Origin of the sequence: Paenibacillus sp. OAS669 (genome assembly GCF_014873645.1) — a bacterium.
Classification (GTDB): domain Bacteria; phylum Bacillota; class Bacilli; order Paenibacillales; family NBRC-103111; genus Paenibacillus_S; species Paenibacillus_S vulneris.
Genome location: NZ_JADBDR010000020.1, coordinates 19,532 through 39,365, shown reverse-complemented (window position 1 = coordinate 39,365; position 19,834 = coordinate 19,532). Strand labels below are relative to the sequence as shown.

General features: G+C 49.6%; 16 protein-coding genes. 12 read left to right on the top strand and 4 right to left on the bottom strand.

What is annotated here, in order from left to right; translation table 11 throughout:
- The first annotated feature begins 235 nt into the window (after positions 1-235).
- The 8 genes from GGC63_RS30715 (at position 236) to GGC63_RS30680 (ending at position 11,404) form a co-directional block, all read left to right on the top strand.
- Positions 236-1,768: a hypothetical protein gene (locus GGC63_RS30715; protein ID WP_192705539.1), complete on the top strand. Its 1,533-nt coding sequence runs from the start codon at positions 236-238 to the stop codon at positions 1,766-1,768.
- An 860-nt stretch (positions 1,769-2,628) separates the two neighbouring features.
- Positions 2,629-4,107 (top strand): Lsa family ABC-F type ribosomal protection protein, encoded by a 1,479-nt coding sequence (locus tag GGC63_RS30710; RefSeq protein ID WP_192705538.1) that lies wholly within the window; start codon positions 2,629-2,631, stop codon positions 4,105-4,107.
- A gap of 215 nt (positions 4,108-4,322) precedes the next feature.
- The gene (locus tag GGC63_RS30705; protein WP_192705537.1) at positions 4,323-6,878 is read left to right on the top strand and encodes a glycosyl hydrolase family 95 catalytic domain-containing protein; all 2,556 of its coding nucleotides are present in this window, start codon (positions 4,323-4,325) and stop codon (positions 6,876-6,878) included.
- Positions 6,879-7,115: 237 nt separating this feature from the next.
- Positions 7,116-7,730: a DedA family protein gene (locus GGC63_RS30700; protein WP_192705536.1), complete on the top strand. Its 615-nt coding sequence runs from the start codon at positions 7,116-7,118 to the stop codon at positions 7,728-7,730.
- Between the two features lie 55 nt (positions 7,731-7,785).
- A complete protein-coding gene (locus tag GGC63_RS30695; protein ID WP_192705535.1) occupies positions 7,786-8,463 on the top strand; it encodes a response regulator transcription factor in 678 nt (225 codons plus the stop codon).
- Positions 8,460-9,884, top strand: a complete 1,425-nt coding sequence (locus tag GGC63_RS30690; RefSeq protein ID WP_318781147.1) for an ATP-binding protein — start codon at positions 8,460-8,462, stop codon at positions 9,882-9,884. Before GGC63_RS30695 ends, GGC63_RS30690 begins: the two co-directional genes overlap by 4 nt.
- A 70-nt stretch (positions 9,885-9,954) precedes the next feature.
- Positions 9,955-10,605, top strand: coding sequence for a TVP38/TMEM64 family protein (locus GGC63_RS30685; RefSeq protein ID WP_192705534.1), 651 nt, complete (start codon positions 9,955-9,957; stop codon positions 10,603-10,605).
- Positions 10,606-10,873: 268 nt separating this feature from the next.
- Positions 10,874-11,404, top strand: a complete 531-nt coding sequence (locus tag GGC63_RS30680) for a C40 family peptidase (protein WP_192705533.1) — start codon at positions 10,874-10,876, stop codon at positions 11,402-11,404.
- 173 nt (positions 11,405-11,577) lie between these two features.
- Here the strand turns inward: GGC63_RS30680 and GGC63_RS30675 are convergent, their stop codons facing one another.
- The 3 genes from GGC63_RS30675 to GGC63_RS30665 all read right to left on the bottom strand — a co-directional run bounded on the left by GGC63_RS30675 (position 11,578) and on the right by GGC63_RS30665 (position 14,752).
- Positions 11,578-12,078: a metal-dependent hydrolase gene (locus GGC63_RS30675; protein ID WP_079910987.1), complete on the bottom strand. Its 501-nt coding sequence runs from the start codon at positions 12,076-12,078 to the stop codon at positions 11,578-11,580.
- A gap of 140 nt (positions 12,079-12,218) precedes the next feature.
- Positions 12,219-13,034: a hydroxyethylthiazole kinase gene (gene thiM, locus GGC63_RS30670; RefSeq protein ID WP_192705532.1), complete on the bottom strand. Its 816-nt coding sequence runs from the start codon at positions 13,032-13,034 to the stop codon at positions 12,219-12,221.
- Positions 13,035-13,213: 179 nt separating this feature from the next.
- Positions 13,214-14,752, bottom strand: a complete 1,539-nt coding sequence (locus tag GGC63_RS30665; protein ID WP_318781146.1) for a PLP-dependent aminotransferase family protein — start codon at positions 14,750-14,752, stop codon at positions 13,214-13,216.
- 66 nt (positions 14,753-14,818) lie between these two features.
- On the opposite strand from GGC63_RS30665, the gene GGC63_RS30660 reads away from it, so the two are divergent.
- From GGC63_RS30660 to GGC63_RS30650, 3 genes are all read left to right on the top strand, one after another.
- Positions 14,819-15,433, top strand: coding sequence for a LysE/ArgO family amino acid transporter (locus tag GGC63_RS30660; RefSeq protein ID WP_192705531.1), 615 nt, complete (start codon positions 14,819-14,821; stop codon positions 15,431-15,433).
- A 208-nt stretch (positions 15,434-15,641) separates the two neighbouring features.
- Complete coding sequence (locus GGC63_RS30655; RefSeq protein WP_192705530.1) at positions 15,642-16,670, top strand: sugar phosphate isomerase/epimerase family protein; 1,029 nt, start codon at positions 15,642-15,644, stop codon at positions 16,668-16,670.
- A gap of 99 nt (positions 16,671-16,769) precedes the next feature.
- The gene (locus GGC63_RS30650) at positions 16,770-17,783 is read left to right on the top strand and encodes a LacI family DNA-binding transcriptional regulator (RefSeq protein ID WP_192705529.1); all 1,014 of its coding nucleotides are present in this window, start codon (positions 16,770-16,772) and stop codon (positions 17,781-17,783) included.
- A 219-nt stretch (positions 17,784-18,002) separates the two neighbouring features.
- Here GGC63_RS30650 and GGC63_RS30645 read toward each other — a convergent pair whose 3' ends face one another.
- Positions 18,003-18,569: a methylated-DNA--[protein]-cysteine S-methyltransferase gene (locus tag GGC63_RS30645; protein WP_192705528.1), complete on the bottom strand. Its 567-nt coding sequence runs from the start codon at positions 18,567-18,569 to the stop codon at positions 18,003-18,005.
- 220 nt (positions 18,570-18,789) lie between these two features.
- Here GGC63_RS30645 and GGC63_RS35245 point away from each other — a divergent pair, with 220 nt between their 5' ends.
- Positions 18,790-19,818, top strand: coding sequence for a globin-coupled sensor protein (locus GGC63_RS35245; protein ID WP_318781145.1), 1,029 nt, complete (start codon positions 18,790-18,792; stop codon positions 19,816-19,818).
- The last annotated feature ends 16 nt before the right edge of the window (positions 19,819-19,834 follow it).

The window sequence follows — 19,834 nt, the reverse complement described above, 5'->3', positions numbered from 1 at the left end:
GAGCACTACCAATGCTCAGGTTTCAAAGAAAGACAAGCCGGAGTCGATCCCTGCCGCTACCAACGATAAAGATCGAATCCACATGCATTCAGCTTCTATATCCTCTGAAAAAATCAGAAGGTATAGAGGCCTATTTAACTATTGCCTTTTCTACTATTCTACCAAAACTCTTCATAAAAATCTATGAGGCAGGGAAGGCAATTTGTGAACGACGGACGAAGGAGGTTTTCCCTGCTTGAAACAGCTTGCATTCTTAAATAATCCAAAGGGCAGGGTCCACCTCCAGCCAACCCATCCTGTAGCAGTCAGTTACCGGTTCTTTCATGCCTTCAAACGAATTGAGGAACAGTACGAGTATAACCGGGATCAATTTCAAATCAGAAGAGACGGCCGTGGCAGGCTGCTTCATCATATAACCAAATCCGATATTCAGCTCTTTATTACCGTCCAGACGGTTTTCAATACGAAAGGGAAGCTGGACTTTTGCAACCGCAACCGGATTTATCAAAAGCAGGCGGAATTATTTGAAGAGCCGGTTACGAACGATCAGTTCTATGTCTCTTTTCAAAAATTCGTAGAGCACGGCTTGCTTCAGCTTGTGAAGGATGAAATCACGGGGACCTATCATTACACGCTAAACGAATATCTTCAAGACGATACGGAAACGATCGGCTATTATTTCCTGCTGCCTCCTGCGGTGTTCACCCAAGCTTTTTACAAGCTTCCTTTGGCTGCCCAAAAATGGTATTTGGAAGGTGCCGCGCAGCAAAACGATAACCCCTCCAAGGTGCTGGAAAAAAATTTGCGCGCCGATGGAAAAGACGGAGGGCTTTACAGCTATTTGCATAAAACGAATCTCAATCAGATCCAGCAATTGTTGGATGTATTAACCCGTACGCCGGTTTGGGACGGGCAGCCTTTGTTCGCGCCGAACTCCATAATCAAGCCCAATTCTACCGGCTATTACAAAGCCTCGTATGCCATCAATCCTTATTTTATTATCCCGAAGCAAAAGGGTACTCACTATCATGAAGTGATTAAGCCGAAGAAGACTTACCGACGGGTGGCCTCGTTCATTAAAGCTCAGCTAAGCAGGCTGGGGATCGGCGAGCTCGAGGAGCATAATGAGGGTCAAACGATCATCCAGCTCGTCAATATTTTGAAGAAAAAGAGCCATTCGTTCATACGCTATGTACTGCTCAAAATAAAAGAGCTGCACTGCAAGCATCTGGTTTTTCCTGTGGACTTTATCCGCTTTATAAAGGAAGAGGTTCACAATAAAGGCATGGCCATTTATTTGGATATCGCCAAGAAAACAGGGATTTATTCGTTCATTGCTCCAAAAAGCCTGGACGATTGGAATCAGCGCTCCACCGAGTTTACAGCGGCGATGAGCCGGTTCGATCTCAATACCTTCCGCAAGCTCTGCCAGGCAGCCAAGCCTATTCTTGTCCGGCAATACAGCCGTATGCCCGTACTGAGTCCGGTCGGTTATAAACGGGGGAATGAACAGCTGGAGCGATGGATGGGAAGAGAAGCGGCGGAAGACATTCATGCCTACGCTTATCAGCTGCAGGTAGACCTCCGGGAGTACCGGATGTTAGAAGAGAGAGCTCTCCAGAAGCTGCATCGAGAAGCTCCTCATGAAGTAAAGCAATGGATGCTGGACGAAATCCGGCAATTGCCGAAATGGGAGCCTATCCCCGATGTTCCTCACGGCTTCAAGGTGGAGGAGCTCATAGCACAACTTTATAGTCCGAGTCACTAGCTCTCTTTTTTTCAAAATCATGAAGAAAGAGGGCTGTTCGTGCTTCACTTGCTGTCTGGACAACTTAGGGTCCGGACTTTTTTTATTTCCAGGCCCATCGAATATTTATTCACTTCGGCTTACTTAGGCATTCGAACCGTAGGAAAAGAGGGCAGCATCAATCCCTTTGAATATAAAAACAGATAAATGGATGAGGATACCCTGCGTCATGGGAATATCTAAAAATGACCAGAGCTCCATGGAGAAGGGACATGCAATATAAAAACAGAATATCTTCTTGGGAGAAGTTGTACACAGGGGATAACCATAGGAAATCATAGGTAATCCATCGCGATTCGGTGGATAAATTGTCTATTCGTTTTGTTGTATAAAAATTCATCTGTTTTCTTCTCGTCATTAGATAAAAGGTTCTGTTTTCGTCTAGTTATCCACGATTTCTTCTGTATTTGCCTGAAAAAATCGCTTCCATCGCTTGGTGTAAGGGGGTTTCTGGACTCCATAAGAGATTTTATTATTTAAGAGATGCTTATTAGTAAGAGTATAAGAAGACCGGATTCATACGAATTTGGATTTCTTACAGGTTGAAATGATCCGGAGTGCTGTGATACAATGCATGTAAATTAATGACAGGAGTTGAAACGGATGATTAAGTAATTTTCTTGCTGCTAAGTATACTAATGCCACCGTACGAGCGATGGTTTATTAGTTATTGGCGAGAAAGTTACTTATCCTTTCAACTCAATCGATATCTCCTTATCTAGCCCTGCGATCGGGTTGGATTTGTTGTATGTATTTGAGCTGCGGGAAGGGTAACTTTCTTGCAGCTTTTTATTTTGGGCATACAGGAGGATGATCCATTTATGTCATTAATCCAAATTAGTAACTTGACGTTTGCGTATGAGGGTACCTACGATAACATATTTGAGAATGTAAGCTTGCAAATAGACACGAACTGGAAATTGGGGTTTACAGGAAGAAACGGCCGGGGCAAGACGACGTTTTTAAACCTGTTACTGGGCAAATACGAATACACCGGACGTATCTCGGCTAATGTAAGCTTTGACTATTTCCCGTTTCATGTGGGGGATAAGGAACAAAACACCCTCGATGTCGTGAGCGACATCTATCCCGACTATCAGCATTGGGAGCTGGTACGTGAGCTTTCCCTGTTGAAGGTTTCGGAAGATGTGTTATATCGTCCCTTTGCCTCCTTGTCGAACGGTGAGCAGACGAAGGTTTTGCTGGCGGCTTTGTTTCTTAAGGAGAACAGCTTCCTGCTCATTGACGAACCGACCAACCATCTGGATATGCACGCCAGAAAGCTTGTCAGCGATTATCTTCAAACCAAAAGCGGGTTTATTCTCGTATCGCATGACAGATCGTTTCTGGATAACTGCGTCGATCATATTCTTTCCATCAACAAAACCAGCATAGAGATTCAAAAAGGGAATTTCTCCGATTGGTGGGAAAACAAACAAAGGCAGGATCAATATGAGCTTGCGGAGAACGAGAAGCTTAGAAAAGATATCAAACGATTGTCTGACGCGGCAAGACGAACCAGCCACTGGTCGGATGAAGTGGAGAAGACGAAAAACGGCACCCGTAATTCCGGTTCCAAAGTGGATAAGGGATATGTCGGCCACAAAGCCGCCAAAATGATGAAACGCTCCAAGTCCATCGAGCAGAGACAGCAAGCGGCCATAGAGGAAAGATCCCAGCTGCTGAAAAATATCGAAAGCTCCGACAGCTTAAAGCTCACTCAGCTTGCCTATCACAAAAACCAGCTCGTTGAACTGGAGCATGTATCGATTTATTACGGGGAGAGCGTGGCTTGCCAGGATATCAGCTTTACGATCGAGCAAGGAGAACGAATTGCTCTTTCCGGTCCGAACGGCTCCGGTAAATCAAGCATTATCAAGCTGATCTGCGGCGAACCTATGGATTATTCCGGCACCTTTCGTAGGGGCAGCCAGCTTGCCATATCTTATGTTTCTCAGGATACTTCCCATTTAAAGGGCAATTTGTCGGACTACGCCAGAACCCACGGGATTGACGAGAGTCTGTTTAAATCGATCTTGAGAAAGCTGGATTTCTCCAGAATCCAATTCGAAAAGGATATGTCGGCCTTTAGCGGGGGCCAGAAGAAGAAGGTGCTGATAGCCAAAAGTCTGTGTGAGAAGGTTCACTTGCACATCTGGGACGAACCGCTTAATTTCATTGATGTCATCTCACGCATGCAAATCGAAGAGCTGCTGCTGGAGCACGCGCCTACCATTCTATTCGTAGAGCACGACAGGGAATTTTGCAGCCATATCGCCACCAAGACTATAGAGCTCTAAATAGAAGGAGTCCGTCGGGAATGACGGGCTCCTTTGCTGTAACTTCCCTATGCCTGGAAAACGTGAGTCCAAGCTTTAACAAGCAACTTGTTAGTAATGTACAAAAACACCTTTAGATAGGACATTCCCATCTAATCGGATTGTACTACAATAGGAATGGTGGAAAGCGCATACAATAGAGGCTATCATTTTGTACATGAGGAGTGTGTTCTAACATGACAAGGAAGGTCGACGCATCAGCTATACCTTACCGCGAGCTTGTCTCCCGTGCAGACTTGCATTATGAGCATACCGTAAAGCGAAGTGAAGGCGGACTGCCATTAGGCAACGGCAGAATGGGAAGCCTGCTGTGGACATCACCGTCCGCATTGAAATTCCAGATCAACCGGGCGGATGTGTACGCCAATGATTGTCATACGAGCAGCTTTAATCAAAGGCACATGGATTATGCCTATGGATGCGCCTTTGTGGATATTGATTTTGTCGATTATGGGGATGACGTATTTAAGGATGGGAGTATCAATCAGCACCTGAGCGTATATGAGGGTACCGCAACGATTCAGGGGGAGGGGGTCAAGGCAGAAGCATTTGCCTCTGCTCACCAGGATGCCTTCGGTATCCGAGTGGTTGACGAGAGGGAGAACCCCCAGGGGATCAACATCAAGCTGAAAATGCTGCATCCTGCGGAAGTCGTCACCAAGAATCATTCGGCCGTATCGACTCTGAGCATGGCGGGTGACCTGATCGTACTCAAGCAGGTGTTTCGGGAAGGAGGCTATTACTGCAGCTCTGCCGTTGTGATCGGGATTCACGGGCGGGAAGCCAGAGCGCGGATGAACGACGAATTGGGAGGACGGGAGCCAGTCCAGCAACACCGGAAGAGCCAGGTTATCGGCCAGCCTAATGAGACTGAGATGCGCCTATGTGCGAAGCCCGGTCAGGGAGCATTCGAAATATTCATCGGCAGCGCTGCCAGCTTTGACGAAGCGGAGGATGTCATTGCTGCGGCTGCAGGACAAGTACAGCAGGCAATGCAAACAGGATACGACCGTTTGCTGCAGGAGCATAAAGCCTGGTGGAACCGGTTTTGGGAAACCTCCTATATCCGCTTAAGCAGCGAAGACGGTGCCGCAGAACAGATAGAGCTTCACTACACCTATTATTTATACTTGATGGCGTCCAACTCCAGGGGATCGAAGTACCCGCCGAATTTTGGAGGGATGCTGCTCAGTCCCCGCGGAGATCTGAGGCATTGGGGTGCCATGCACTGGTGGAACAATATGAATCTGTATTATAACGCGGTGCTTCCGTCTGGGCACTATGAACTGTTTCAACCGTATTTCCATATGTATTCGGGGATGTATGATTCATGTGCCAAAGCGGCGGAGCAGCAGTGGGGAAGCCAGGGCATCTATATTCCTGAAGTGGTAACCTTTAACGGAATGGAGGAGCTGCCCGAGGATATCGCGGAGGAGATGAGGGAGCTTTACCTGCTCCGGAAGCCATGGGATCAAATGTCCGACCGATTCCGGGCATTCGCTGACACCAAGCGGCCTCACGAAAGCCGCTGGAACTGGAGATATCTCGAAAAGTATGTGAACGGCCAATTTGAGTATGTAGAGCGCGGCTTCGGCCCTTACGGCTTTACGACCCATATGTTCGGCACCCAAGCCGGGATTGCCTATCATTACTGGCTGTACTACGAATATACCCAAGACGAAGCATGGCTGCGGGAGCGGGCCTATCCTATCATCAAAGGGACCGCCGAGTTTTTTCGCCATTTTCCCCATTTGCAGAAGGATGAGAACGGAATCTATCACATGTATCATACGACTAGTGATGAAAAATATTATGACGGTACTGATACGATGGATTCCATGGCTGCGATGCATACGATCTTTCCGATTCTGCTGAAGGCAGCGGAGCTGTTGGACGTGGATGAGGAATTGAGACCGGTTTGGCAGGAGCTGTATGATAACCTTGCTCCTCTGCCGAGAAGCGATCATCCCGATGCCGTGTTAAGAACCAGGGAGGGCGAGCCGGCTGTTTGGGTCGGAGCCATCGGGCCGGTGCTGGATAACAAGAGCCATATCGATTTGAAGCCGGGACGTTTTGGCGATCTATCCTCGCTTGAGACCGCGCAGGAAGATCCGGACTTGTTTGAAACCACTATGGCTACGATCAAGTACTACGAGAATACTATCGGCCATGATTGGAGCCGGGCGGCACATGAAATGTCAGGAACAGGACGGGTGCTCGCTCATATGGGTCTGGCGGAGCCCTTTAAGCAGGTGACATTGGCGCAATTAGACTGCGTCAACGCGGAGCGGGATTACTGCTATTTTGCAGATACAGGCAGGGTGAAGCACTTTGAGAACCGGCTGACCGTTCGTGAGGGAGTCAATTGTATCAGCATCCAACGGTTAGGGAATGCCGCGGCGGCCTTACAAGCGGCGCTTTGCCAAAGTCTGCCGGCCGGACCGGGCAAGGACCCTGTCATTCGCCTCTTCCCTGCATGCCCCGCGGATTGGGAAGCGGATTTCTCTTTATGGTGCCGCGGAGGCTTTAATGTAACCTCCTCCATACGCCGCGGAAACGTATCGTTTGTGCATCTTCGATCGACGCTAGGAGGAACCTGCCGTATTAGAAATCCTTGGGGTGAAGCTGCGGTTACTGTAGCTTATAAGGGTGGTCAGACGGTGACGCTGAAAGGCTCGCTCTTAATTTTCGAAACCAAGCAGGGCGATGAAGTCGAATTGCTTCCGACATAAGTTTAGCTGCCAAGAAGCGCGCGAAATCATCATAATCATAAATAATTTTATAAGATTATAACACTAGGCTGCCGGTAGAATCGGGCGGCTTTTTTTCTGTCCCTCGACAAGTTTGGTTTGGAGCATAATGGGAGCCAATCATGGAAAAATAACTGCATTGGGTTCGACTCGGGGTTTCTCATCAGTTTTTCATATTAGTGATCTATACTGGACGGACAGAGGAAGGAGGAACGCACAATGAAGGAGTTCCTGTTGGCATTCATTCAGCATTATGGCTATGCAGCCGTTCTGCTGTCCATGGCTTTAGGTATTATAGGCTTGCCGATCCCTATTGAATTTCTGCTCTTGTTCGCCGGGTCGATAACAGCCCAGACTCATCTGTCGATGGAGGGCATTATCGCCTTTGCCTGGATAGGTACTGTATTGGGTATGCTCACGAATTATTTGTTAGGCCGCTATGTTGGCATCCATAGAATAAGCCGGATCACACGATGGATTCATCTTACAGAGGACAAGTGGAACCGATGGTCGGCGAAATACGAAAGGCTGGGGCCGATTTTCATCGTCAGCGGCTTTTTTGTAGCTGGTTTGCGTCATCTTGCTCCTTTTATTGCCGGAGCGGGACGAATGCGGCTTGCTTCGTTCCTTGGTGCGACCCTTCTCGGCAGCCTTGGCTTCGTCGGCATGTTTACTTTTGCAGGCCAGAGATTGGGGCAGCATTGGCATTCTTTGCTGAAGCTCATCCATCATCCTCTTCCGGTCGCTCTGTTCCTGCTGCTACTTGGCGCTGCCGTAATCTGTTACAAAACCTCCGTCTTTAAGGTAAAGCCGGTCAGAAATAAAGGAACTTAAGGCATTTGGATGCCGATGACCACGTCGAATGAAGATGCAAAGGAAGAGCTGAAGGATGAAGAAAGTGCTGCTTATTGAAGATGAGAAAAATCTGGCGATGTTTATCGAGCTGGAGCTTCAGCACGAAGCTTTTTCCGTTACGGTTGCTAACGACGGGCGGGAGGGAGTAGAGCTGGCGCTGGGTCAGGAATGGGACATGATTCTCCTTGATATTATGCTGCCAGGCTTGGATGGTCTGGAAGTATGCCGCCGGGTCCGCTCCGTCAAGAATACGCCGATTATTATGTTAACGGCTAGAGATAGCGTAGTTGACCGGGTATCTGGGCTGGACAGCGGTGCCGATGATTATATTCCGAAGCCTTTTGCGATCGAGGAATTACTGGCCCGGATGCGTTCGCTGCTTCGCAGAGTAGATATGGCGGATGAGCCTGAAGCCCGGCAGCTGATTTCCTTCGGCGATATCGCGGTCGATATGGAAGCGCGGCGAGTGATGAGAGGTGATGAACCGATCGAACTGACGAAGCGGGAGTTCGATCTGCTCGCTATTTTCGTTCAAAACCCTAACATCGTGATGAGCCGTGACGTGCTGTTAGAGAAGATATGGGGGTTTGATTCCGAAGTGGAGACGAACGTGGTGGATGTATATGTCCGTTATTTGAGAAATAAGCTGGATCCGAACGGGAGGAACCGTTTTATCGAAACTGTACGGGGAATCGGGTATGTGATGAGATGATGAGAACGATTCGGCAATGGGCTTCCAGGCTGACTATCAGGTGGAAAATGGTGCTATGGTCTTCATTTATGCTTATCGTCTTATTCACGGCGTACAATTTTGCCCAGTATGCGGCCGTTCATCAATGGATGGTCAAGCAGGAGAAGGCCTCCATTCAAAAAACGATGGCCCAGCTGGTGGACTATTTTCAGGAAAAAGGTCCGCTCAATGAAAATAAAATCAGCAGCAGCATCTACTTTTTGGAAAAGCTGAATGAGAAGAATCAATTGATCCGGATTCTCGACCGGCAAGGAGATCCCATCGTAACCGTGACTGACCAGCTGCCCGAATCCTATGTGACTCCTGAAACGACGGATCGGGATATCCTTCTTAGCGCCTGGCATTTTGAGGATCACCTTCTGGTTATGCGAAGCCCGCTGATTTCCGGTGATTTTCGCGGTACGATTGAAATCGTAAACAATCTGGAGACGTTTGATCAATTTTCGGCCATGATTTTTTGGGTGATGATCTTGGCGGGCTGCAGCTCCGTTCTGTTAAGTGCGCTTGGCGGCCATCTACTGGTTAACCAATTTCTCAAACCGGTGCAATCATTGGCTGACGCCATACGGAATGTGAAGCAAAAAGGACTTCACGAGCGGGTTGAGCAGCATCAAGCCAAGGACGAGCTGAGCCGGCTTGCCGCATTATTCAATGATCTGATGAGTGAATTGGAAACCTCCTTCAAGCAGCAAAAACAGTTCGTCGAGGATGCTTCCCACGAGCTGCGCACTCCGATCGCTATTATGAAGGGTCATCTCTCTCTGCTCGACCGCTGGGGAAAAAACGACCCCGAGATCCTCGACAAATCGTTAATGGCTTCGCTGCAAGAGCTGCATAGGCTGGAAGGGATCGTACAAGAGCTGCTTACCCTTACCCGTTCGGAAAACGAGCTTCCTTCGGAGGGGATAGCATGGCTGAAGCCGGTATGCTTGCTGGAGCGGACAGTCAAGCGATTTGCCGTACTCCATCCCGAGAAGCGGTTTGTAATCGAGCTTGGCTCGATAAGTGATGAGATCATGATCAAGGTAGTGCCCCAGCATTTGGAGCAAGCGCTGCTTATTCTGCTAGACAATGCTGTGAAGTATTCCGCCTCTGGCACGACGATCACCTTACATGGCAGGATACAGGACGCCAGCATGCTCGTGGAAGTACGCGATCAGGGAATGGGGATTCCTTCGGAGGAATTGCCTCACGTGTTCGACCGGTTTTATCGGGTGGACAAGGCAAGAAGCCGGGAGCAGGGCGGGACAGGCTTAGGCTTGGCGATTGCCAAGCGCCTGATGGAGCGTAACGGCGGTGGAATTACGATAGACAGCCGGGAGAAGGAAGGAACCACGGTCACCCTGTCGTTTCCGTTAGTTGCTCCTATAAGTGAAGGATAACGGGGGGAATGAAGATTCAGGATCGGGAAACCCTAAAGGCAATGATTGCCTGAATGAGGTGAACCTGTCTATGAAACAGCAGCCGTCAACCCGTACGCGGCTTATTAGTGTGATTAGTATTGTGCTTATCCTTGCAGTTATAGCCTTTTATTTATATTTGCTGCATATTGGGGCGGCGCAGCGCATGCTTAGGACGATCCGCCAAATGGGGGCGCCAGGAATTCTCATTGGTGTCATGATCCAAACCATAGTCAATATTTTGCCGGTCCCCGGAGAGTTCACCTCGATCGTCCTGATGGAAATTTACGGCCCGGTATGGGGGGGTGTCTATTCCTGGGTCGGCGGGCTTTTGGGAGCTATTGGCGCTATGTATTTGGCGAAGTGGATCACCAGGCCCTTCTTTGGGCAGCTGGCGCGTCCCTTCCTAGATAAAGTGAAGGAGCTGTTACATAAACGGGAAACCTTCGGACTGCTGCTCCTCAGGTTTGTTCCGCTGGTACCGTATCATCTGGTGAATTATACCGCAGGGCTATTACAGGTAAAGCTATGGGTTTTTGTATGGACAACGGCCGTAGGCATCCTGCCTTATACCATTGCCGTGAGCAGCATTTACGCCGGCGTCAGGCAGGGCTCGTTAAAATGGGGGATTATCGGAGGCATTGTGTTTGTTACGCTCTATGCCATCGGTCTCTATGTCAAAAAAAGAAAGGAAACCGTATGATTCCTTCCATTATCGAATCGACCCCCTCCAAGCTATGGCACACATTACCACCCTGCGGATCCCATATTTCTCATTAAAATCTCATTTTACTAAACTATACTAAACGAGCGGAAGGAGTGAGATACATAAGAGAGGTTTTCTGCCGGTACTGACTCGGTACAATATCATGCGGCAGTTGGGAAGACGCGATCGCAGGATGATGGAAGAGAATGTACATTCTCCGCTCTGCTCTACTGAAAACCATGATATCTAGTGAGGAGATGAATGAATGAAGAAAATCATGTCGCTTATGGTGGCCGCCGCTTTGATGTTTAGTTCTTTGGGAACGGTTTCAGCAACAGCAGCAACAGCTGCCTCGCAGCAATCCGTAACTGCACAGCAGAAGAAGCTCATTGAAGTGGGGAAAACGCAGCTGGGAGTCCCTTGGAAATATGGAACGATGAAGCCGGGCGTCGGTTTCGATTGCTCGAATTTCACCGCTTGGGTATACAACAAAGCGCTTGGCATTAAGTTCAGCAGCTCATCCAGACAGCAGCGTTACACGACCTCGTTAGGTACTCCGGTTCCCATCGATAAACATAACAAATTCAAAAATCTGAAGGTCGGCGACCTGCTGTTCTTCGCTAATTCGGCGGATGCAGGCGGCGGTGCTCATGTAGGCCTTTACGCGGGAGAAATTAACGGCAAGCACTATGTCCTTCAGGAAGGCGGAGGACGAGGCAAAGTCACCTTTGAGCCGATGGAAGGAACATGGTTTGCCAGCAAGCTGGTATACGCCAAAAGAATTCTTCATAGCTGAAAAATTGCCGACAATCTCATTTGCTAGAAGTTAACAATCAAATAGGATCAAATGAAGACGAGGTTGCCGGTCAGGATAGGCAGCCTTGTCGGCGTTTCAGTGAATAATAAGAGAGCGAACAGGTACTGGTACGTACCGCATGTTCGCTCTTCTTTTGCGCATTAGCTTGCCGGCTACATGCCAGCAAGTGCGTAGCGAATGACAAGCCATAGCCCTATGCCGACCAGCACCAAACGAAACACATCCTCCGCTCGGGACCCTGTGTCGATAGCCAGAAACTTGGGCAGCAGCCGGATTTTTTTGCGGATGGGCCATAGCAGCGCGACTCCTTGCTCGTTAAATAGATCGATGAATGGATGGGAGGCATAAGCCAATAAGAATGTCCAGTAATACAACGGGTTCGTAGGCTCTGCCGCAAGCGCGAGCAATGCCATGAACAGAATGGAATGTGTCAAGGTACGGTGATGAATATGCAAGGCTTTTAACAATGCGGATAGCGGAAAAAATAATTTGGCCATAACCGAACCCGGCTTGTCGATATCGGCAAGGGGACCTGCAAAGCAGCCCAGAAGGACGGCTCCGGCCGTCTCCCATGACCATAGCGGAATATGGAAGTACTGCAGCACGCATTCCGCGGCTACGACTCCCGCCACTCCATGTGTTCGTTGAAGCATGATGATTAACCCTCCGATTCAGTTCTAAGATGTCAGACTGGCGTACATACGTTCGTATAACCAACCCAGAATATCATAAAACAGCGGAGGGCGCATCGTTCTCTAGACTTAGTTTTTCTAAAGATAACTTGATCTGAGGATTATCCGTTGATTTGGCTGACCGATAGATACTTGCTCCATTCCGTCCCGTTCATCTGGTGCAGCTGATTCAATAGTTCCGTTTGGAACGTCCCGGGCTTGTCAGCTGCGGAGGCTTGAACCGCGGCATCCGCTGCCGCGCTGTAGAAGGACAATGCGGAAACCGCAGCGAGCATATAATCGGTTTCCACAGCTGCGAATGCACCGATGATGGAAGTCAGCAGGCAGCCTGTTCCCGTAACCCGAGTCAGCAGCGGTGTCCCACCGCTGATCTTATAGGCTGCACTGCCGTTGCTGACATAATCATCTGCTCCCGTTACGACAACGACACAACCGAAGGCTTGTGCAGCACGCATCGCGAGCGAGCCGATATCCTCGGTCGTTTCTCCCGCAGCGTCAACGCCTTTGATATTCCATGCTTCGCCGATGACGTTGGCGATCTCTGCGGCATTCCCGCGCAGGATGGATACCTTGAGCTCCTTCATGATCCGACGGGATGTTTCCGTCCGGTAAGGAGTGGCTCCGGCGCCAACGGGGTCAAAAATAACCGGAACCTGATGCTCGTTCGCGGAACGTCCCGCTATGAGCATAGCTTCCACCACCGTCTCGTCCAAGGTTCCGATGTTCAGCACCAATGCCCCGGCTATGCGGGCCATATCTGCGACTTCTTCTTTGGCGTAAGCCATAACAGGGGAAGCCCCCAAGGCCAGCAGGCCGTTTGCCGTAAACTGGGTTACGACCACATTCGTAATATTGTGTACCAAAGGACTGGAGGCTCTCACCTTGTCCAAGGTATGGATTATGTTCTGCTTGTCCATTGATTTGATCTCCTTATCTTTCCCGATCCCGATGAGGTACATCGGATCGCGGGATTTTGCATGGGGGTATTGGAACCCTTTATCTATTTTAACATTAACGAATACCGATGTGCGAAGAACTTGAAAAGAGGACGAGAGGAGCGGCATTAGGGGTTTTATAGTTTGATAGAGTCTGATTCCTATGCTCTCAACATTTGCTTGACCAGCACGGCCAACCGATAGATGCCTGTCTCCAAATCATGCAAGGATGCATAGGCGTAAGAAATACGCAGATGCCCGCTAGGTTCCCCTTCATATAAATGGCCGGGATTAAGTAAAATTCCTTCTTTCAGAGCTGCCGCAAACAAGGATTTTAAAGGCACCGTTGGGGTAAGGTGAAGCCAAATGTAAAACCCTCCGGCGGGGACTTCCCACTGCGCCAAGTCCCCGAAATACTTCTCGAGCGCAGAGACGGCAATGCTCCTGCGGTATTGCAGCTGCTGTCTTAACGCATGGATATGCTCTTGGTATAAACCGCTTGCCAGCCACTGGGCGGCGGCAGCTTGGGAGAGAGAGCTTGCTCCGTAATCCGTTTGCATTTTAATGTCCGCCAACCGATCGATAACGGGCTCAGGTCCAATGATCCACCCGATTCGGAGTCCCGGGCTTACAGATTTTGAAAAGCTGCCCAGATACAAAACATGACCGCCGGCATCCGCGGCCTTCAAGGGCATAGGGGGCGGGGCATCCATCCATAGCTCCCGGTATACATCGTCCTCGATCAGCGGAAGCCCCTCCTTAATGCAAGCCTGCAGAAGCTGCTCTCTCCGATTGCTGGACATGACCGTCCCTGTAGGGTTATGAAAGGTGGGTATGGTATACAACAGGGCACCGTTATGCTGTTTTTTGATCATCGGAATCAGGTCTGCCCGTATCCCCTCACGATCCATCGGAACGCCGGCCAGCTTCATTCCCGCTGATTGGAAAATAGGGACGGAGTACAGATACGACGGCCTTTCAAGCAGGACCGTCGATCCCCTGTGCAGTAGACCGATAGATAGGAGATGCAGCGCCTGCAGGGCGCCGGAAACGATCAATATCGAAGAAGGGGAGGCATCAATGCCGTACCCTTCTACATGCTGCGAGATCAGCTGTCTAAGTCCCGCATTTCCTTTAGGCTCCTCGTAGCCGAGCGTCATCGATTCCTTGGTTAATGCTTGCAGTACGGCTTTCATTTCCTTATAAGGCAGCAGGTCGGGAGCCAGCTCTCCCGTTCCGAGGCGTATCACGTCTTTGCGGAATTCAGCCTGATTGATTTCCTGGATGATTGGGATATTAGAGGATTGAATTCCCGAGCTTACATAAGAGAGCCAATCCGGAGGGGGAGTGGAATCCGGTTCCTCTTCACGGGAATGCGCCACGACGGTTCCGCCTCCGCGATTCCCCCTTAAGAAGCCGTCTGCCGCCAGCTCGTCAAGCGCCATGACAATGGTGCTCCGATTCACGCCGTATTCGGCGGCAAGCCGTCTCTGCGACGGGATTTTCGTTCCGACAGGCCATTCTCCGCGTATGATTTTGTTTTTGATATGCATAAGGATCTGATAATGCAGGGGCAGGTCGGATTTGCGGTCCGGCTGCCATTCGACTTGCAGGGTCACAACGATTCCTCCGGTCACTTGGGGCTTTAGCTTATTATACGACTTGGTTGGTCTCTTATCCATCCAAATGGATGGAGCCAAGAGCCGACTCTTGTCCTACAATAGACCGGGTAACGCAGCTGCATCATGTTGAACTGGAGGAATACCATGCTAGAAGCGATGATCCATGGGTTGATCCTGGCAGGCGGATTGATTCTGCCGCTTGGGGTACAAAATTTGTATATTTTCAATCAAGGAGCCAATCAACCGCGTCTGATTCGGGCTATGCCGTCCGTACTAACAGCCGCTATATGCGACAATCTGCTCGTTATTCTCGCCGTGCTGGGAGTCTCTGCCGCCGTATTGGCATTCGAATGGCTTAAAGTCATTATGCTAAGCGCAGGCATCCTATTCCTTCTCTATATGGGATGGCAGACATGGAAAAGCGACCAAACCCGGACCCAGGCCGCGGATAAAAGCTATGATGGAGTGCGGAAGCAGGTGCTGTTCGCAGCCTCCGTATCGTTATTGAATCCGCATGCCATTATGGATACGATTGTCGTAATCGGAATGAATTCGCTGCAGTACGCAGGAGTAGAGAGAGCCATATTTACTTTAGCCGTGCTTTTGGTGTCCTGGCTGTGGTTCATCGGATTATGCACAGCAGGAAGCTTGATGAGAAGAGCGGACAAGTCCGGCGGCGGGATGAAACTATTGAATAAGGCTTCCGCGGTGATGATCTGGGGGACCGCCATCTATATGATGCTGCGACTTATTCCATGAGAGCCGATGGCGTAAAGACGTGGACAAGCAGCCAAAGGAACAACAGGACAGCCGAACGGTTCCATCGGCTGTCCTTCCTTTTGCAGCAGGAGCTTGCCCAACCCCTATGTAAGGCAAAAAAAGTTTACCGCCATACCGTTGACAGAGGAATTGCTATCCTATACCATTTTGATATTAACGTTAATACTATTCCGAGAGGAGCATGGACATGAGCAGCCTTCAGCATAATCCAAAAGCGTCTTCACCGGTTTATGAGCAAATCCCGACCAGCCGTTATTTGGCGGACCTTCCCAAGGGGGTGTATTACCAAGGCGACTACAAGCTTGGGCTTAATTTTTACAGCTTCAGCCATAATCTGAACTCCTGGATCAACGGGACTACGGATGGAGCGCCTCCTATCGACACGATGCAGGTGATCCGGTTTGCGAAAGAAGCGGGCTTTGACGCAGTCGATGTTACTGCTTACTACATTCCCGGTTATGACAATTCGACGATGCCTACCCGACCGGACGAAGAAATTTTCGGCTATGCAGCTCGGATCAAACTGCTGTGTGCCGAGCTTGGAATCGCTATCAGCGGGACAGGAGTAAAGAATGATTTTGCCGACCCGAATGAAGAAAGAAGGCTGCTCGATATTCAAAGGACGAAATATTGGATCGATGTGGCTGCCGAGATGGGGGCTCCTGTTATGCGGGTGTTCAACGGCGCGGTCCCGAAGGATATACACCAATTCGGCTGGGAAGCGATAGCCAGAGAAAGAATCGTTCCGGCTCTGAAGGAATGTGCCGAGTATGGGGCGGGTAAAGGGGTCGTTGTCGGGATGCAGAATCATGGGGACATGGTATGCACGGCAGATCAAGTCATTCGCATTCTTCAGTGGGCGGATCATCCGAATCTAGGCTTAATCAATGATACCGGCTTCTTCAGAAGCTTTATGCAGCCTACCGGGTTGAATTACGATTGGTATGACGACATCGAAGCCGTACTGCCTTATACGGTGAACTTCCAGGTGAAGCGTAAGCCGGCCGGATCGAATACGGACCCATTCATTGACCTGGAGGAGCTGTTTCGGCGTATACGCAGAAGCAATTATCGGGGATACATCCCAATCGAAACCTTATGGGTCAACGGAGACGAGAACCATCCGCAGCAGCTGCCGGAGCCCCCGTTTGAGCAGATAAAGCAATTCCTTGCCCAGCTGCGTGAAGCTTCGGAAACAACGAAATCATATTCATGATCCCTGCGCAGGAAGGAAACGGGGGGCTCTATGCAGAATGATATAACCTACGGAAAATAATGTCGAACTAAGCAGCGGATCATTCAGAGGTGAAAGAAAATGACCAGGAGAGCGCGCCAGGAGGATATCGCCAGAGAGCTTGGATTATCCATCAACACCGTATCTTTGGCACTCAAAAACAGCAAACGGATCAATGAAGAAACAAGGCAAAAGGTGCACCAGGTGGCCAAAGCCTTGAACTATATCCCGAATACCATAGCGCGATCTCTCGTTGAGAAAAAGACCAACATCATCGGATTTATCGTACCGAATATTATGAATCCCGTTCAAATCGAAACCGCACAGACGATTGAGCGGAAATTGATTAAAAAAGGCTACAATATGATGCTGATGACGACGGACAGCGACAAAAATTATGAGTCCTATGCGCTGGACATTCTGGTGTCCCGTCAAGTGGACGGCATCTTCCTGTTTCCGACCAACAAACAAAATCAGGACAAAATCAAGACGGTTCGCGATGTGAATATCCCGATCGTGCTGTTGTCCGGCGGAAGCTATGAACCGGCAAGCGATTCCGTCTATATGAACCAGTTTAAGGGCGCATATATTGCCGCGTCCCACCTGGCGCAATTAGGTCACCGCCGCATCGGCTTCATTCATGGCGGAGCAGGCAATATGGAGAAGTTTATGGGATACCAGCAGGCTTTAAAGGATCACGGCTTGGAATTTGACCCTGAGCTGGTGGTTACTGTCGACAGCTATACCTACGAGCAGGGGTATTTGTCGGCGGATGCTCTGCTGCCTGCCCATAAAACAACGGCACTGCTGGCATCTAGCGATTATTTGGCGCTCGGAGCGCTTCGCTGGTGCCGCGAGCGTGGTATGCGCGTGCCCGAAGACATGGCGATTGTCGGATTTGACAACCTGGAGGCGGCCCGATATGCCGAAATACCGCTCACTAGCGTTGCCTTCAAAGTCGAGCAGCTAACGACATCTGCTATGGATCTCATGTTCGAGCTGCTTGCCGAACAGGATAAGCTGTCTTCGAGGAAGCCGGAACGTATCGTAATCGAACCGTCTCTGGAAATTAGGAACACCTGCGGAGCCCGCTGATGTATTATTCTATTTATTGAGCTGGAGCAGGGGGATGACGATCGTCAAGAGAGGGCTCCCCTTGTTCCAAACACAGCGCACTTTAGGCCCCACTGTTGTTGTGCTAACAGCCCAGCATCCCCCGAAGTAATCCCTCTTTAGCGTACCACCTGGATTCCGCTATGCTCACATAACATAGCAGCTTGTCTGCAAAAAACTTGAAGCCAGCTCGGGCTCTGTTCATAAAGTCTGCTGCATGGTGTGTGCATCGGGTAAGCTGGACTCCAAGCTCCTTCCGTTCCGCTCATGCTGAAGCAGCCTTTCCTTCATGGCGATGCCTCCGCGATAACCGGTTAAGGCGCCATTCTTGCCTATGACCCGGTGACAAGGTATGGCGATCAACAAAGGGTTAGCGCCAATGGCTGCGCCGACCGCGCGAACAGCCGCGGGCTTTTGAATCTGATCTGCAATATCCGAGTAAGTAAGGGTATGGCCATAGGGGATACGGAGAAGAGCGTCCCACACGGCGAGCTGAAACGGGGTTCCATCATAATCGAAGGGAAGCGAAAACTGGGTCAGCTTTCCTTGCAAATAAAGGATCAGCTCCTCTCGATAAAGCTCCAATCCCGAGTCGTTCCGAACCCACTCCGCTCCCGGAACACGTTTTTTTGCCCACGCCTCCATCTCCGTGAACGGCTGATTTTGTGAGCCGATAAAGCACAAGCCTTTCGATGTTGCCGCGATGTGTATCTTCCAATCGCCGTATGCCAATAAAGTCCAGTACAGGACATTTTCGTTGGAATTCATGAAATCCTCACCTCCACGAACAGTATAACCTCTGGGACATGCCGTTGTACGTTTTTTTGAATGGAAGAGCAAGATATCGAAAGCCGGTCTATCAGCTGGAAGAAAGATTCCTTTTTCTGGTACGAAGTTCCTATATTGCCTAGTTCCCAAGTTGCCGATATAGTAAAAATAGACTTGCCTAAATGAACCATCAACCAACCTTATACTAAAAAGAAAGTAGTTGAATAGCATCGTGATCAATCTTGGAGCAGAACGGAGAAAACAAATCCAGTACATCGGTATTACCGAAGAGGACCTGAAGCTGTTGAAAAGCAAGGAGAACGAATTCGGCTCTATCGTGGACGAGCTGGTCGACGAGTTATATCAACAAATCACAAGGGAGCCCGAAATTCTTCGGCTCATCCAACAGCACAGCACGTTAGAGCGGTTGAAAGAAACCCAGCGTCAATACTTTTTATCCATGACCTCCGGAGTGCTGGATGAAGCATTTATCGCCGGCAGGCTATACATCGGAAAAGTACATTCACGGATCGGATTAACCACCAATTGGTATTTGGGCACCTATGTGATCTATTTGGATATTGCGGTAGCAAAATTGGAAAAGGTGATCCCGAATGAGTGGAGACAGGTCATTCATGCCTTGAGCAAGATGTTTAACCTGGATTCCCAATTGGTGCTGGAAGCATACGAAACGGATGAAAAGGCCAAGATCGAACGCTTGGTAGAGCAGCAAAACCAGCTGCTGACCGGAGTAAGCGCTGCCGTTCAGGAATTGGCAAGCTTGATGGTGCAGCTGAGTGAAAGCAGCGATTCGGTTGCGGCCTCCGCAAGCAAAACCGCAGAGTTCCAGGACCAGACGCATCAGAATCTGTCCTATTTGGCCAAAGAGGTGGAATCCGTCCACCAGGTCGGAACGATTATCAGAGAAGTTGCGGATCAGACGCATCTGTTAGGATTGAATGCCGCCATCGAAGCAGCGAGAGCAGGAGAGCAGGGCAGAGGCTTTGAGGTAGTTGCCAATGAAGTGCGCAAGCTAGCATACAGCACTAAAGAATCGCTGGGAACGATAGAAGATAAATTGCAAAATATCCATAAAACGCTGGCTCGCGTCCAACAGGACTCCGGTCAAACCTCCGTCTATTCCAAGCATCAGGTCGACAATTCGAAGGAGCTTGCTTCCTTCGTTAAGCTGATCGAGAAGGTGACCGTGGAGCTGGAACGGCTGGAAGGCGCCAGTGAAGTGAACTAATTATACACAAAATAAC

Bases quoted from the DNA above. Each gene is read 5' to 3' on its own strand.
- GGC63_RS30710 (WP_192705538.1), top strand. From the start codon at position 2,629: ATGTCATTAATCCAAATTAGTAACTTGACGTTTGCGTATGAGGGTACC.
- GGC63_RS30705 (WP_192705537.1), top strand. From the start codon at position 4,323: ATGACAAGGAAGGTCGACGCATCAGCTATACCTTACCGCGAGCTTGTC.
- GGC63_RS30700 (WP_192705536.1), top strand. From the start codon at position 7,116: ATGAAGGAGTTCCTGTTGGCATTCATTCAGCATTATGGCTATGCAGCC.
- GGC63_RS30695 (WP_192705535.1), top strand. From the start codon at position 7,786: ATGAAGAAAGTGCTGCTTATTGAAGATGAGAAAAATCTGGCGATGTTT.
- GGC63_RS30690 (WP_318781147.1), top strand. From the start codon at position 8,460: ATGATGAGAACGATTCGGCAATGGGCTTCCAGGCTGACTATCAGGTGG.
- GGC63_RS30685 (WP_192705534.1), top strand. From the start codon at position 9,955: ATGAAACAGCAGCCGTCAACCCGTACGCGGCTTATTAGTGTGATTAGT.
- GGC63_RS30680 (WP_192705533.1), top strand. From the start codon at position 10,874: ATGAAGAAAATCATGTCGCTTATGGTGGCCGCCGCTTTGATGTTTAGT.
- GGC63_RS30675 (WP_079910987.1), bottom strand. From the start codon at position 12,078: ATGCTTCAACGAACACATGGAGTGGCGGGAGTCGTAGCCGCGGAATGC.
- thiM (WP_192705532.1), bottom strand. From the start codon at position 13,034: ATGGACAAGCAGAACATAATCCATACCTTGGACAAGGTGAGAGCCTCC.
- GGC63_RS30660 (WP_192705531.1), top strand. From the start codon at position 14,819: ATGCTAGAAGCGATGATCCATGGGTTGATCCTGGCAGGCGGATTGATT.
- GGC63_RS30655 (WP_192705530.1), top strand. From the start codon at position 15,642: ATGAGCAGCCTTCAGCATAATCCAAAAGCGTCTTCACCGGTTTATGAG.
- GGC63_RS30650 (WP_192705529.1), top strand. From the start codon at position 16,770: ATGACCAGGAGAGCGCGCCAGGAGGATATCGCCAGAGAGCTTGGATTA.
- GGC63_RS30645 (WP_192705528.1), bottom strand. From the start codon at position 18,569: ATGAATTCCAACGAAAATGTCCTGTACTGGACTTTATTGGCATACGGC.